This is a genomic window from Pontibacter russatus, assembly GCF_009931655.1.
Lineage (GTDB): Bacteria > Bacteroidota > Bacteroidia > Cytophagales > Hymenobacteraceae > Pontibacter > Pontibacter russatus.
On sequence record NZ_CP047984.1, the window covers coordinates 209,186 to 222,634 of the forward strand.

The window sequence follows — 13,449 nt, forward strand, 5'->3', positions numbered from 1 at the left end:
TGCTTCTTACAGCTTATGCGTTCAGTGATTTCTTTAACAATTCAAGCGCCTTGCCGGGTACTGCGGGCAAACCGGCAGTATCCTTGCCTCCAGCCGTGGCATAAAAGGGCTGTCCGCCCCCGCCGCCCTTGATCTCTTTGGCGAGTTCGCGCACCAGCTGTGTAGCGTTCAGGTTCTTGTCCGCCACCACATTGTCTGAGAGCATCACGGCAATCTGTGGCTTGCCATCTATTTCTGCGGCCAGCACCAGCACCAGGTTGTCCACCACCTGCCGTATGTCGAAAGCCAGCTTCTTCAGGTAATCGGCGTTGCTCACTTCCACCTGCTCTGCCACAAAGTTCACTCCGTCCAGCGCCTGGGCCTGCTGCACCAGGTTGTCTTTCAGACTTCCCAATTGTTTCAGCTCGTATTGCTCCAATTGCTTCTGCAGTGCCTTATAATCTTCCTGCAGCTTCTGTACCGCCCCTGACAGGTTGCTTTGGGTGCCCACCACCTCACGCACCGCCTGAAGTTCGTTCAACTGCTGCTGCACGTAGTCCTCTGCCACGGCTGCCGTCACCGCCTCAATGCGGCGCACGCCCGCCGCCACAGAGCTCTCCGACACGATTTTGAAGTAGCCGATCTGTCCGGTGTTGTACACGTGCGTGCCGCCGCAAAGCTCCACTGAGTGTTCCCGATCGAAAGCGATAACACGCACGAACTCGCCGTATTTCTCCCCGAACAAAGCCGTGGCTCCCATGCCTTTGGCATCAGCGATAGGCGTATTGCGGAGTTCTTCCAGCGGGATGCTCTGGCGGATGCGCTCGTTCACGAGATGCTCTACCTCGCGCAGTTGGGCATCCTCTACTTTAGCGAAATGCGAAAAGTCGAAACGCAGGAGCTTTTCATTTACCAGAGAGCCGCGTTGCTGCACGTGGTCGCCCAATACTTTTCTTAAAGCAGCATGTAATAAGTGCGTGGCGGAGTGGTTTTTGCGGATATAGTTGCGCCGATCCACATCTATGTTGCTCCTGAAAGCCGCCTCTATATTTTGCGGCAACTTGCTGGTGATGTGCAGGGTCAGGTCGTTTTCCTTTTTCGTGTCCAGCACCTCCACCTGCTCCGTGTCGGAGATAAGGTAGCCGGTATCCCCTACCTGCCCGCCGCTCTCGGCATAGAAAGGCGTCTGGTCCAGCACCAAATGATACTCGCTCTTGTTCTTGGTTTTCACCTGGCGGTAGCGCACGATGTGCGAATCCGCCACCTCGCAGTCGTATCCGACAAATTCATTCACCACATCCGGCTGCAGGATCACCCAGTCGCTTTGCTCAGTGGCCGAAGCGTTGCGCGAGCGGTTTTTCTGCTGCTCCATCTCCTCCGTAAAGCCTGCCTCGTCAACTTTCAAGCCTTTCTCCCGGGCAATCAGAGCCGTCAGGTCCAGCGGGAAGCCGAAAGTGTCATATAGTTCGAAAGCGGTTTTGCCGTCGATGGTGTTGTTGTTCTCTCTGAATTTCTCTTCCAGCGCATCCAGCCGCTTCAGGCCATTATCTAGGGTGCGCAGAAAAGCGTTCTCCTCTTCCTCTATCACACGCTGCACAAAACCCAGCTGCTGCTTCAGTTCCGGGAACACATGCGCCATCTGGTCGGCCAGCACTTCGGCCAGCTTATATAGGAAGGGCTTTTTGAAGTCGAGGAAGGTGAAGCCATACCGCACCGCGCGGCGCAGGATACGGCGAATCACATAGCCCGCTTTGTTATTCGAGGGCAACTGTCCGTCCGTAATAGCGAAGGCGATGGCGCGAATATGGTCGGCCATCACCCGGATGGCAATGTCCGTTTTATCGTTCGCGCCATATATAACCCCAGCTTCTTTGGCGATATATTGAATCAGCGGCTGGAAAACATCAGTGTCATAGTTGGAGCGCTTGCCCTGGATGGCCATGCACAAACGCTCGAAGCCCATGCCCGTATCCACGTGCTGCGCAGGCAGTTTCACCAGCGAGCCGTCAGCCAGGCGGTTGAACTCCATGAACACGTTGTTCCATATCTCCACCACCTGCGGATGGTCGTTGTTCACCAGATCTTTGCCCGGCACCTGCGCGATTTCTTCTTCTGAGCGCAGGTCAATGTGAATCTCGGAGCAGGGGCCGCAGGGACCGGTGTCGCCCATTTCCCAGAAGTTGTCTTTCTTTGAGCCATACAGGATGCGGTCTTCGGAGATCATGCTTTTCCATATCTCAAACGCCTCTTGGTCTTTCCCGAGGTTATCCTTCTCATCGCCCTTGAACACAGACACATATAACCTGTCTTTCGGCAGCTTGTATACCTCCGTCAGCAGTTCCCAGGCCCACTGCAGCGCTTCCTTCTTAAAGTAATCCCCGAACGACCAGTTGCCCAGCATCTCGAACATGGTGTGGTGGTAGGTGTCGTAGCCTACTTCCTCCAGGTCGTTGTGCTTGCCGCTCACGCGCAGGCATTTCTGCGTGTCCGCGATGCGTTTATAGGGGGCTGGTTTGTTGCCCAGGAAATAGTCTTTGAAGGGAGCCATGCCCGAGTTGATAAACATCAAGGTCGGGTCGTCTTTTACCACGAGCGGCGCGGAAGGCACGATCTGGTGTTGCTTGGAAGCGAAGAAGTCGAAAAACTTCTGCCTGATTTCAGCTGAATTCATGTATGAGTATTAAGCCTTTAGATATTGAGCGCTATACTTGTTGTTTAATAACAAAAAATATCGAATTTTTGTCTGACAGTACGCCACAAAACTGGCACCGCCTGAAAGCCTCAATAGAGGCAAAAGTAGCACATTTTAGGCGTAATCAGTAGTGCCTGTCTTAAAATTAGTGAAGGTGCGGCTTTATATATAGCAAAAGGAATATGCCTTACAAGGAAAGAGAAATCGAGAAACAATACTATACCATCGGCGAGGTGGCAGCCCAGTTTGACGTGGCTCCGTCGCTCATCCGCTTCTGGGAAACCGAGTTTGAGCAGCTCAAGCCGAAGAAAAACAAAAAAGGCAACCGCCAGTACACGCCCAAAGACATCGAGACGCTGCGCACGGTGTATCACCTGGTGAAAGAGCGTGGCTACACCATCCAAGGGGCCAAGGAGGTGCTCAAGAACAAGTCGGTGCAAACGAAGGACAAGATCGAAATCATTGAGTCGCTGGAGAAGGTGAAGGCTTTTCTGCAGGGAATCAAGAGCCAGCTGAACACCAAAGGCTAAGATTGCCGTAAGCGGCTACCATGGCGGAGGATCAGAAACTGTATGAGGTCGCACTAACGCGGCTGCCAGGCATCGGGGCGCAGCTGACACGGCTGTTGGTCAGTTACTGCGGCTCCCCAAAAGCCGTTTTCGCCACCCATGCGGGCAAGCTGCTGAAGATACCTGGCGTCGGAAACGGCGTGGCCCGGAATATCTTGGATGGTTCTAAAGGAGCTTTGCAGGAAGCAGAGCAGATTCTGAAGCAGGCCGAAGAACTGGACGTGCAACTGCTTTTCTATACCTCTCTCAACTATCCTGATCGCCTGAAACAAATTGCCGATGCGCCTACGCTGCTGTACTTCCGTGGCAATGGCAACCTCAACCAAAAGCGCATTGTCAGTATTGTGGGCACCCGCCAGGCAACCTCCTACGGCCAAACGGTGACAGAGCGGATTGTGGAGGATCTAAGGCCGCATCACGTGATGGTGGTCAGTGGTTTAGCCTACGGAATCGACATTATGGCGCACAGGGCGGCGCTCCAGGCGGGGCTGCCCACCATCGGCGTCATGGCCAGCGGACCGGACATTATATATCCGGCCATCCACCGCAAATATGCCGAGCGCATGCTCACCCAGGGCGGTCTGCTGACGGAGGGTGTTTTCGGCACGAAACCTGATGCGCCGCGCTTCCCCGCCCGCAACCGCATCATCGCGGGCATGTCGGACTGCACTATTGTGGTGGAGGCGGCCCTGAAAAGCGGCACTTTAATTACAGCAGACATCGCCCACAGCTACGACAAAGAAGTGATGGCTGTGCCGGGCAACATTACTTCCCCCGTCTCGGAGGGCCCAAATTTCCTGATAAAGTCGATGAAGGCTGCCGCCTATACATCGCCACAGGACCTGGTGGAGTTGCTGAACTGGGATCTGGAGGATGCCGCCACAGCCCGGACGAAGGCTAAAGCTGCCGCCGTGTTCGACCCCGCTGATTACAGCGAGGATGAACTGAAAGTGCTGCAGGTATTACAGCAGTCGCGGGAGGAGCAGATGGACAACCTGAGCTGGAAAGCGCAGGTGCCGGTGAGTCTTTTGGCCTCTGTGCTGCTGGGGCTTGAGTTTAAAGGTGTGGTAAAGGCGATGCCGGGCAAGAAGTTTATGCTGCTGGTTTAAATTTTGAATCAGCGGTTGAGTGAATTAATTTTGAATAAATGACTTTTGAATAACTGAATATAGCCTACCGCTCATTCTGGAAGCTATTAATCCCGGACGCGCTGCGCAAAATAAAAATTTACTGCATGGGGATTTCCACAGGATACGCTTGATAGATTTTATATATAATATTCACTCATTCGCTCCATCACTCATTCAAAATCCATTCACAAATTCACTCATTGAGGATTCAATTATTCAAAATTCAAAGCTCATTCACTACTCCAGGCTGTGCTTCCGGTCTGCAATCACTTTATCAAAATCCCACTCTACCCGCGCTTTGAAGGGGTGCCGGCGCACCGCACAGGTTTCTAACTTGGTGCAGACAGAACAGGACGATTCAATACACGGGTCCGTATGAATAAACAGCTCGATGCTGGGGTCGATCTTTTCACGTACCACCCTGGCGACGGCCTCTACCTCGTCATGCGCCTCCAGCACGTTCAGATACCACGGCACGGTTAAATGGCAGTCGATGTGCAGCGTGGAGCCGTATTTGATGACGCGCAGGTTGTGGATGTCGATCCAGTTCTCGCGGCGGTTCTCGTTCAGCACCTTCACAATCTCCTTCAGTAGCGCATAATCGGCCTCATCCATAATGCCTGCTACCGAAGCCCTGAGAATCCGCGAGCCGGTTACGGCAATAATCCCCCCAAAAATAATGGCTACCACGCTATCGAGCCATACCAGCCCGGTGAGGTAGATCAGCACCAGACCGACCAGAATGCCTGCTGTGGAGTAAGCGTCGGACATGAGGTGCTTGCCGCCTGCCTCCAGCACCATCGATTTGGAAAGCTTCCCCTTGCGGGAGGTGATATAGCCTACGCCGTAGTTGATAATACCTGACACGGCGATAAGCAAAATACCGATGTCCAGCTTTTGGATCGGGACAGGCTCGATCAGGTTATATATAGATTTGAGAATGATGATGCCTCCCGCCACCAGAATCAGTGAGCCTTCCAGCGTGGCCGCGATAAATTCTATTTTGCCGTGCCCATAGGGGTGGTTCTCGTCGCGGGGGCGGGCAGACAGGATGAGGCTGTAGAGCGAAAAGCCGCCAGCCACCACATTGATGATGGACTCCAGCGCATCGGTCAGGATGGCATTGGAGTTTGTCAGGAAGAAGGCGAAGAACTTGGCCAGCAGCAGCAGCACGCCCACCGCCACCACCATCAGTTGCAGTCTTATATTCTCACTCTGATTCTTAAGTTTCCCGAACACGCGTCTCTTTCTCCTGAAGATAAACCTGATCACAAACAATTCCTGCCGGATATGTTTGAGGGGAATAAAGGTAACAGAATAGGTTGTGAAAGTCTAACCGAATGAGCCGTGGCGGGAGATATTCGATAAGTCCCGCAGAAAGGCAGTTATATATAGAGAAAAAGGACTGTAGAGATATCAAAACCATTCGGGTTTCTAACCAATCATATCGCTCAGATCCAGCCAGTTCGGGTTCATCGACTCAATGAGGCGCAGGACGGTATCCTCCCCGCCGCGCATGATTTCCTGCTCCCGGTTGCGGGCGATTTCTTCTCTCTCGTAATGCTCGTAATACACCAGCCGGGGCATTTCCTTTACAGCGGCCACACCGGAGGAGGCCTCTCCGCTTATTTCCCGCACCTGCTTCTGTAAATCTCCGGCAACACCTACCTGCACGCTGTTGTGGGGGGCGGTGCCAAAAATATAGACATAATAATGTGGTTGTATAGCTACCATGTTTGTTTTTTTATTTGCGGTTGCGCCAGGCCGTTTGGTTCAAAAGCAGCACAACTGCCTCTGCTTCTTTCAACGCCGGCGCAGTCAGCTTATTGCAGACTAACGGGGCGCGTTCATTATTGGTTTAACCCCAGGCGCCTGGCGTCGTTTATAGTTTATATGGCGCGCAGCAGGCAGCGCCTCACGCGGAAGCCACCGTTGAACCCGCTGCATTTGCGCGGGATTATCTGGTAAGGTGGGCTCTCCGGCTGCTGGCCAGGCAGGCTCTAAACCATATATCCTATATATAATTTTACTTGAAAAGGACGATGCCACTCAACCCCAAGCTGACAAAAGTGCTCGAAAAAAGATATGAGCCGCAGGAGCGGTACGACCAGAAGCTGCTCGGCAAAGACATCACTTTCGTGACAAACGAACACGGAGAGCCGGTGACGTTGTTTATCGGCCAGCGGCGGGAGGATGGCAGCATTGCCGGGGAGCGCTACGTGCGCCGCATTGTGCGGGAGCCCTACAGCCTGGAGATTCAGAAGAGCCACTGGGAGAATAAAGGCAAAGTAGGCCGGGGCTAAGGGGTGCTAAAGTTCGTCCATGTCAAAGTCCTGGCCTTTGCCGTACTTCACGAGGTCGTGCAGCAGGTATATATCCAGTGTGTTGAGGTCCTTGACTTTGTACGCCCCTTCCTCCGGCATTTCCACCACCTGAAACTCAAATGACTCGCCGTAGTTGGTGAGCCGGTATTTCTTTCCGCGCCGGAGGTTGTCCATGGATATCGCCATCGCTGCTGCCTTTCACTTTTTCAATTTCAGGTTTCTGCAAATATACGTGATGCACACCGTTTATGAACGGCACGAACGGAAGTATATGCCTGCCGCGGCCTCAGGCGGAATGACTTTTCTTTATATTTGTGAAAAAAGGAAACGGTGCTGGAGATTATATATGAGGATGCGCAATATGTAGCCATTAACAAGCCGAATGGTTTGCTGGTACACCGCACGCGCATTGCCGAGGAGAAAAAGGAATTTGCCCTGCAGCAGCTGCGCGACCAGCTAGGCTATCACCTCTATCCAGTACACCGCCTCGACCGCGGCACTTCCGGCGTGCTGCTCTTCGCAAAAACGCCGGAGGCGGCGGTTCCCCTGATGAAAGCTTTTGGGCAGCGCCAACCCGATAAAATCTACCTGGCCATTGTGCGGGGATATACACCCGAGAGCGGCTCCATCGACAGCCCTATCCGCCCCGACAAAGACCACCGGCACAAGGAGCCGCAGGAGGCCATCACCCATTACAGCCGCTTGGCTACCATAGAACTGCCCATTCCCGTCGGACCCTACCTGACGGCCCGCTACAGCCTTGTCAGGATAAAGCCGGAGACAGGCCGGATGCACCAGATACGCAAGCATTTCGCGCATATCCGGCACTATATAGTGGGCGACAAGCGCCATGGCGACTGGCGGCACAACAGAATGTTTGAGGAGGAACTGAACAGCCCCCACCTGTTGCTCCATGCAGCGGCACTTACCTTTCAGCAGCCTTTCACGGGAGCAACGGTAAAGGTGAAGGCGCCATTGCCGGAGAACATGCGCCGCCTGTGCCACCAGTTTGGCTGGAGCAATGTGCTGGCTAATGAGGGAGCGCTCCCCCAGCCGGTTCCGTCCGTTACAGACTAAGCACGCGCCGCACCAGCTCCACCTGCGTGCGCGCCACCATGTCGTTGTGCGGGTCAGCGTTCAGCACCATCAGCAGGTAGGCCATCGGCGACAGCCGCCAATCCTGCACCACTTTCCCGCCCTGCGAGCGAAAAACGACCTTGAAGTTCTCGCGCAGCGGCAGGTGCATGCTGTGGCACACTTCCGTGGCGCGTCTTACTGCCTGCCCCAGTTCGGTAATGCTCGCGCAGCCGCGCTGCTGCAGCAGGTCGGAGGCGTAGCAGGTCAGTTCCCGGTCTGCCAGGCTGTCTATAAAGTCATTCAGCCGGCTGTAGGTTTGCGGTCGATCAATGGTCATCAACATAGGCACAGTGATTAAGCTTGTTTATATGGGACGGGTGCCGCTATACTGCCTTCGCCTGCCTGATGTCGCGCAGCTTCTCCAGCAACTGGCGTTCCTCCGTGCTCAGGTGCGTAGGCAGGGTCACTTCTATTTTTACGTAAAGGTCGCCGAACTGGTCGGCTTTGCCATATATGGGCATGCCCTTGCCCCGCAGCCGCAGCGACTTGCCTGGCTGCGTACCCGCCGGAATGGTCAGCTTCAGCTGGCCGCTCATGGTGTTTACATGGGCCTGCCCGCCCAGAATGGCCGTGTACATGTCCACCGGCAGGTTCGTGTAGAGGTCATCGCCCCGCCGCTCGAAGCGCGGGTCGGGCTGCACACGCACGTTTATATATAAATCGCCGCTGGTGCCGCCGCCTGCGGCCTGTCCGCCTTTGCCTTTGATGCGGAGCTGCTGGCCGTCGGCCACGCCGGGTTTGGTGGTGATGCGCAGTTGCTGGTTGTGGAGGTTTATCAGCCGGGAAGTGCCGCTGTATGCCTCCTGCAGCGTAATTTCCAGTTCCGCTTGGTAGTCCTGGCCTTTGCGCGGCTGGCTTCTGCCTCTGCCCGCCTGCCCGAAACCGGCGCCTCCGCCCCCACCAAAAAACTGCTGGAAGAAGTCGGAGAAGCCCCCGCCGCCACCTCCGCCGAACATGTCGCTGAAGTCGCCCTCGTAATAACCGCCGCCGGGCTGGCTCTGATACTGTCCGCCGCCTGCCCCGGCGTTCTGGAACTGCCGCCAGTTGGCGCCCAACTGGTCGTACTGCTGGCGCTTTTCCTTATCGCCCAGCACCTCGTAGGCTTCGCTTATATCCTTGAATTTTTCCTCTGCGGTTTTGTCGCCTTTGTTTTTGTCGGGGTGGTACTTCTTGGCCAGGCTGCGGTACGCCTTTTTTATATCGGCCTGCGAAGCAGTTTTATCCACCCCAAGAATACTATAATAGTCTTTATAGTCCATCTGGTACCTGGTTTTTAAACAGCAATCATCTTTTCTGGTTTAACGAGATCAGCTAGTGGAGGTTAACAGGAAAATTCCGCCAAAAGAAGAAGCACCGCTTTAGGCGGTGCTTCGGGTACTGGTTGTGCTGCCGGGCATCAGATAGTGTCCGTCACGACGAGCAGGGCATATATAACTCCCGGAACCCAGAACAGCAGCGTGAGGATAACGCTGATCCAGAACGAGGTGTCGATGCCATCGTGCAGGAACACGGCCAGCGGCGGCAACAGTATCGCCAGAATGATCTCGACAATGGAAGCGCCTCCGCCACTCTGCCGGAACGCCTCTTTCATCTCCCGCTTCAGGTCCTTTTTCTCTGCTTTCGTCATATCGGCGAGCCGCTCTTTGGCCATTGTCAGGGCCTCTGCCTCAGCCACTGTCATCTCCCGCTTTTCGAGCGCGATGCCCTCTGTTACAGCTGGCGCTTTTACCACCTCAGCGGTTTTGTTGCCGATTACGGCCGGGCTTGGCGCTGCGGTGCTTGCCTCCAGTACCGGAGCAGGCGGTACAGCTTGCTCCTCAACAGCGGCCAGCGTTCGCTCCTGCGCTACAGGAATGGTTATAACTGGCTCCGCCGCAGGGGCTGGTTTATCCTTCGCCGTGTTATAGGCTTCGGGTTTTGTGGCGGAGAAACGGTAGTACTCGGCGGAGCTACAGCCAAACAGCATCTGGCCCACGAGCAGCACGGCAACGGCGTGTAGTAAATTTTTACTTTTCATAGTTTTGGTTTTTAAATGTAAGGATTATGCTTTAAAGTTAAAACACCTTTTGTGCCTGCCGCACATGTCTCTCCTACGCTGCAAAAGGCCGCTTTCTTTACTGTACAATACTATATATAAACTGTTTTTGTTCTCCTGGCTGCAGTTTTTACTCGTTTCATCCCTACTATTCCACGTCGGTGTTGCGGTAGGGCTGCAGCGTATGTTGCAAACTTTGCCTGATCAGGTGCCGCAGGCGCCGCCACTGCTGCTGATCGCCGGTGGCGAATTTCTGGTTCACCTCCAGTTCGATGCCCATATATTGCCGCTCATTGAATTTGCGGCGCAGGTACGTCGGGAAGCCGTCTGATATGCCCAGGTAAGGGTAGTTGTACCGCACGAGCACACTGGGGTCGAGTTGCTGCAACTGCCGCTTCCAGTGGCGGCAAAAATTCTGCTCACTACTGCGCCCGGGGTCGTAAAGCAGGCCGATGTCGCACTGGCGTTCCTCGCCGTGCAGCACGGGCGTGAAGGTATGCACGGCGAGGTGCAGCACCTGCCGCCCTGCCATGATAAAGTCATGCACAAGGCTTTCCACGCGCTCGCGGTATGGCCTGTAGTGCTCCCGCAGGATCTGCTGCTTCTCCTCCTCGGGCAGTTGCCGGGTGAAGGCCGAGAAAAGCTGCTTGTGGTGCAGGGAACGGTTCAGTTCCACCAGCAGCCGCGTGGTGTCGGCACAGAAAGACTTCTGCGCCAGGTCTTCCAGCTCCAGAAAAAGCTCCTTCGCCCCGATGTCATAACCCTCGTGTGAGGCGAGCAGCTGCTGGTGCGTTTCAAATAAATGGGTATAGACGGCGGGCACGGTGTTTCCGCCGTGTTCGCAGGTCAGTACGAGTATCAGCATGGTTCATCGTGAAGGAAGGTGCCGCCCTGGTGCAGGCAAACTGCCAGTTGCCGGTACACTTCCCGTATTTTTTCATCTGTTGGGTCCTCGCCGGTGGCCTCCAGGATGCGCACCGCCAGGTTGCCGCGGGAGGTGATGGTGTTCAGGATATAGGCTGTTTCCGGTTCATCTTCCAATTCCAGCGCTTCGCGCACCAGGTGTTGCCATAGCTCTCCGGCCGTAGCACCTTCTGCTCCGCTCAGCCCAAAGCAACTCAGGTAATCCTGATTCAGGATAACGGCTTCCTGCCCTTTCCGGATTACCTCCAGCAATACGGAAGCAAGCATATCCTCCCCGAAATTCTGAAGGTGCGCTATTGTTGCCCAACGCTCCGCCACCAGCGCCTGCAGCACGCCCGTCACCGCCCGCAGCACCGCCATATCCGCCGCCGGGTTCTCCTGTATATCTATCAGGCGAATCTCAATGGCGTTGCGGCTGAAGCGGGCAATGGCGCCACGGGAGTTTAGGAACTCGTCCTGCAATACTCCCTCCGGATCATAAGGGGCCACGGCTTTATATATGCGCCGGAAAATCTGTTCCTCGTACGCTTTCTTCGTAAAAACAGCCTCCGGTATCACCTTGCCTGCTATCGCCGGAATCTTGTCCTGGTTGTGGCGGTACACCTCCAGCCGTGTGTCCTGGAGTCCGGTCACTTTGCCATCCAGGATGGGGGAAGAGGCGCTAATGGCCGGGATGAGGGGCAGCAGGATGCGGATGGCCGCATGCAGTTTTCCAAACTCCTCATCACCCGCGAAAGGCAGGTTCAGGTGCGTGCTCTGCAGGTTGGCCCAGCCGTGTCCGCGGCAGTCGAAAATACGGTTGTAGGCTTCATATACCACATTGTATTCGTGCGGCCAGAGCTTTGTGTCGGTGTACGGGTTCATCAGCGGGTGCGCGCCGGTGGGCAGCAGCATGGCATCGTACTTCGCCAGCATCCTGTTTATCTTCTGCACGTGCTGTTGGAATTTTTCCGACAGCCCCACAAGGCTGCTGGCGGGTCCGTTTGTCTTCAGCTCCACCACGTGCAGCACCAGTTCGTTGCTCCAGGCGATGTCTCCGAACTCCACGTCCGACAGGTATGCCCCCACCTCATCATATATAAGCCTGTCTGTAATGGGCAGCACACGCAGGTCGCCGCGCTGCACAATCATATACTCAAGCTCTACGCCAAAGCCCTCAAACAAGTGCAGCGGCGACTGTGGCTGGTTACTCATCGCTCCGGATGTTTTTGTTTGCGTTGATGCGCCGCTTGATAGACTTGATGATGGTGGCGTAGAGTTCCTTTTTCAGAATCCTGTCCTCCACCCCGGCATCGATACTGGGGTTGTCGTTCACCTCTATCACATAAGCTTTGCCCTTGATCTCTTTCAAATCCACCCCGTACAGGCCGTCGCCGATGAGGTTGGCGGCCTTCAGGGCCGTGTGCAGCACATGGAAGGGTACCTGCTCAAAGGGCACCACCTCGCCGTCGCCCTCCTCGTCCTGCTTCTTCCCGTTCCAGTTATATATCTGCCAGTGGCCTTTCGCCATATAGTATTTGCAGGCGTACAGGGGCTGCTTGTCCAGCACGCCGATGCGCCAGTCGAAATCAGTGGGGATATACTCCTGCCCGATGATGAGCTCGGAGTCCGCCAATAGCTGGTCCAGTTCCCGTTGCAGGCTTTCCCTGTCTTTGGCTTTCACCACTCCCTGCGAGAACGAGCTGTCGGGCTTTTTCAGGACACAGGGCAGCCCCAGTTCCGCCTCTACGCGCTCACGGTTGTCTTTGTGGATGATCATGGTCTTCGGCACCGGCACCTTCGCCTTGGTCAGCAGCTCGGCAAGATACACTTTATTGGTACACCGCAGGATCGAAACCGGATCATCAATCACCACGAGGCCGTCGGCGTGCGCCCTGCGGGAGAAGCGGTAAGTATGGTGGTTCACGGCAGTCGTCTCGCGGATAAACAGGGCATCAAACTCCGCCAGCCTTCTATAGTCGTCTTTCGTGACGAGCTCGGTGTAGAAGCCCTGGCACTCGGCGGCGTCCACAAAGTTCTGGATGGCCTTCTCGTTGGAGGGCGGTGCCTTCTCGTGCGGGTCCACCAGTATGGCCAGGTCATATACCTTGCGGGAGACACGGGCCCCCGAAAAACGGTGCCGGGCGAAATATACCCTGGCGAAGCGCTTGAGGTCGGGCCTGTGGCTTTCGGGCACTTCGTTCACCGGTATCGGCGAGATGCTCTGCAGCACCCATTCCTCCTTCAGCACGAACTGCGCCCGCAGCAGGGGGGCCTGGAACAGGTCGTGCAGTTGCTTGCACAGCTTCTCGTACTTCACGGCCACGTTGTGTCCGAAGTAGATGCTGAGGGTAAAGGTATTGGAGCGCAGCCCGGCAAGGCTTTTCTGGATCAGGTCGTTTATCTCGACCGTGATAGCCCGCACAATGGTGGGGCTCTTCAGATCCTGCATCGTCGTGACGCTCGGGATAGCCTTGTGGCCCCGTGCCTCCGCCAGCAGCGAAACATAGTAGCCGGCGCTCTGGTAGCGGTACGACCGGCTGAGGTTGAACACCCGGGCATTCTTTATGTCGGTGTAGGCGGCGTCTGTCAGGTATGTCTGCGTGTCCACCACTTCTGTATCTTCCGTCGCCTCATCCCAGTCCCTTGGGTGATCCACAACCACAATTTTTCGCATGTT

General features: G+C 55.4%; 14 protein-coding genes. 4 read left to right on the forward strand and 10 right to left on the reverse strand.

What is annotated here, in order from left to right:
* Window positions 1-13 precede the first annotated feature (13 nt).
* Window positions 14-2,650: an alanine--tRNA ligase gene (alaS, locus tag GSQ62_RS00905; RefSeq protein WP_161887758.1), complete on the reverse strand. Its 2,637-nt coding sequence runs from the start codon at window positions 2,648-2,650 to the stop codon at window positions 14-16.
* Between the two features lie 203 nt (window positions 2,651-2,853).
* On the opposite strand from alaS, the gene GSQ62_RS00910 reads away from it, so the two are divergent.
* Both GSQ62_RS00910 and dprA read left to right on the forward strand, forming a co-directional pair.
* A complete protein-coding gene (locus GSQ62_RS00910; protein WP_161887759.1) occupies window positions 2,854-3,201 on the forward strand; it encodes a MerR family transcriptional regulator in 348 nt (115 codons plus the stop codon).
* A gap of 20 nt (window positions 3,202-3,221) precedes the next feature.
* On the forward strand, window positions 3,222-4,349 hold the full coding sequence (dprA, locus tag GSQ62_RS00915) for a DNA-processing protein DprA (RefSeq protein WP_161887760.1): 1,128 nt from the start codon (window positions 3,222-3,224) through the stop codon (window positions 4,347-4,349).
* A 258-nt stretch (window positions 4,350-4,607) separates the two neighbouring features.
* On the opposite strand, the gene GSQ62_RS00920 is transcribed toward dprA, so the two are convergent.
* Entirely contained in the window at window positions 4,608-5,609 is a 1,002-nt protein-coding gene (locus GSQ62_RS00920; RefSeq protein WP_237586879.1) for a cation diffusion facilitator family transporter, read from the reverse strand.
* Window positions 5,610-5,804: 195 nt separating this feature from the next.
* Window positions 5,805-6,104 (reverse strand): GIY-YIG nuclease family protein, encoded by a 300-nt coding sequence (locus GSQ62_RS00925; RefSeq protein WP_161887761.1) that lies wholly within the window; start codon window positions 6,102-6,104, stop codon window positions 5,805-5,807.
* A 308-nt stretch (window positions 6,105-6,412) separates the two neighbouring features.
* Between GSQ62_RS00925 and GSQ62_RS00930 the strand changes: the two genes are divergently transcribed.
* Entirely contained in the window at window positions 6,413-6,673 is a 261-nt protein-coding gene (locus tag GSQ62_RS00930; RefSeq protein ID WP_161887762.1) for a hypothetical protein, read from the forward strand.
* 6 nt (window positions 6,674-6,679) lie between these two features.
* Here GSQ62_RS00930 and GSQ62_RS00935 read toward each other — a convergent pair whose 3' ends face one another.
* Complete coding sequence (locus tag GSQ62_RS00935; protein WP_161887763.1) at window positions 6,680-6,880, reverse strand: hypothetical protein; 201 nt, start codon at window positions 6,878-6,880, stop codon at window positions 6,680-6,682.
* A 144-nt stretch (window positions 6,881-7,024) separates the two neighbouring features.
* On the opposite strand from GSQ62_RS00935, the gene GSQ62_RS00940 reads away from it, so the two are divergent.
* Entirely contained in the window at window positions 7,025-7,771 is a 747-nt protein-coding gene (locus GSQ62_RS00940) for a pseudouridine synthase (protein ID WP_161887764.1), read from the forward strand.
* Here the strand turns inward: GSQ62_RS00940 and GSQ62_RS00945 are convergent.
* From GSQ62_RS00945 to GSQ62_RS00970, 6 genes are all read right to left on the reverse strand, one after another.
* On the reverse strand, window positions 7,761-8,114 hold the full coding sequence (locus GSQ62_RS00945; protein WP_237586881.1) for a hypothetical protein: 354 nt from the start codon (window positions 8,112-8,114) through the stop codon (window positions 7,761-7,763). The genes GSQ62_RS00940 and GSQ62_RS00945 overlap by 11 nt on opposite strands.
* Window positions 8,115-8,154: 40 nt before the next feature.
* Window positions 8,155-9,090, reverse strand: coding sequence for a DnaJ C-terminal domain-containing protein (locus GSQ62_RS00950; RefSeq protein ID WP_161887765.1), 936 nt, complete (start codon window positions 9,088-9,090; stop codon window positions 8,155-8,157).
* Between the two features lie 137 nt (window positions 9,091-9,227).
* Entirely contained in the window at window positions 9,228-9,848 is a 621-nt protein-coding gene (locus tag GSQ62_RS20725) for a YqaE/Pmp3 family membrane protein (RefSeq protein WP_237586883.1), read from the reverse strand.
* 166 nt (window positions 9,849-10,014) lie between these two features.
* A complete protein-coding gene (locus tag GSQ62_RS00960; RefSeq protein ID WP_161887766.1) occupies window positions 10,015-10,731 on the reverse strand; it encodes an N-formylglutamate amidohydrolase in 717 nt (238 codons plus the stop codon).
* Complete coding sequence (locus tag GSQ62_RS00965; protein WP_161887767.1) at window positions 10,725-11,984, reverse strand: carboxylate-amine ligase; 1,260 nt, start codon at window positions 11,982-11,984, stop codon at window positions 10,725-10,727. Before GSQ62_RS00965 ends, GSQ62_RS00960 begins: the two co-directional genes overlap by 7 nt.
* The gene (locus GSQ62_RS00970) at window positions 11,977-13,446 is read right to left on the reverse strand and encodes a RimK family protein (RefSeq protein WP_161887768.1); all 1,470 of its coding nucleotides are present in this window, start codon (window positions 13,444-13,446) and stop codon (window positions 11,977-11,979) included. Before GSQ62_RS00970 ends, GSQ62_RS00965 begins: the two co-directional genes overlap by 8 nt.
* Between the last annotated feature and the right edge of the window lie 3 nt (window positions 13,447-13,449).

Excerpts from the sequence above, each read along its gene's own strand:
- alaS (WP_161887758.1), bottom strand. The coding sequence starts at position 2,650 with ATGAATTCAGCTGAAATCAGGCAGAAGTTTTTCGACTTCTTCGCTTCC.
- GSQ62_RS00910 (WP_161887759.1), top strand. The coding sequence starts at position 2,854 with ATGCCTTACAAGGAAAGAGAAATCGAGAAACAATACTATACCATCGGC.
- GSQ62_RS00965 (WP_161887767.1), bottom strand. The coding sequence starts at position 11,984 with ATGAGTAACCAGCCACAGTCGCCGCTGCACTTGTTTGAGGGCTTTGGC.
- GSQ62_RS20725 (WP_237586883.1), bottom strand. The coding sequence starts at position 9,848 with ATGAAAAGTAAAAATTTACTACACGCCGTTGCCGTGCTGCTCGTGGGC.
- GSQ62_RS00950 (WP_161887765.1), bottom strand. The coding sequence starts at position 9,090 with ATGGACTATAAAGACTATTATAGTATTCTTGGGGTGGATAAAACTGCT.
- GSQ62_RS00935 (WP_161887763.1), bottom strand. The coding sequence starts at position 6,880 with ATGGCGATATCCATGGACAACCTCCGGCGCGGAAAGAAATACCGGCTC.
- GSQ62_RS00970 (WP_161887768.1), bottom strand. The coding sequence starts at position 13,446 with ATGCGAAAAATTGTGGTTGTGGATCACCCAAGGGACTGGGATGAGGCG.
- dprA (WP_161887760.1), top strand. The coding sequence starts at position 3,222 with ATGGCGGAGGATCAGAAACTGTATGAGGTCGCACTAACGCGGCTGCCA.
- GSQ62_RS00925 (WP_161887761.1), bottom strand. The coding sequence starts at position 6,104 with ATGGTAGCTATACAACCACATTATTATGTCTATATTTTTGGCACCGCC.
- GSQ62_RS00930 (WP_161887762.1), top strand. The coding sequence starts at position 6,413 with ATGCCACTCAACCCCAAGCTGACAAAAGTGCTCGAAAAAAGATATGAG.
- GSQ62_RS00945 (WP_237586881.1), bottom strand. The coding sequence starts at position 8,114 with ATGTTGATGACCATTGATCGACCGCAAACCTACAGCCGGCTGAATGAC.
- GSQ62_RS00960 (WP_161887766.1), bottom strand. The coding sequence starts at position 10,731 with ATGCTGATACTCGTACTGACCTGCGAACACGGCGGAAACACCGTGCCC.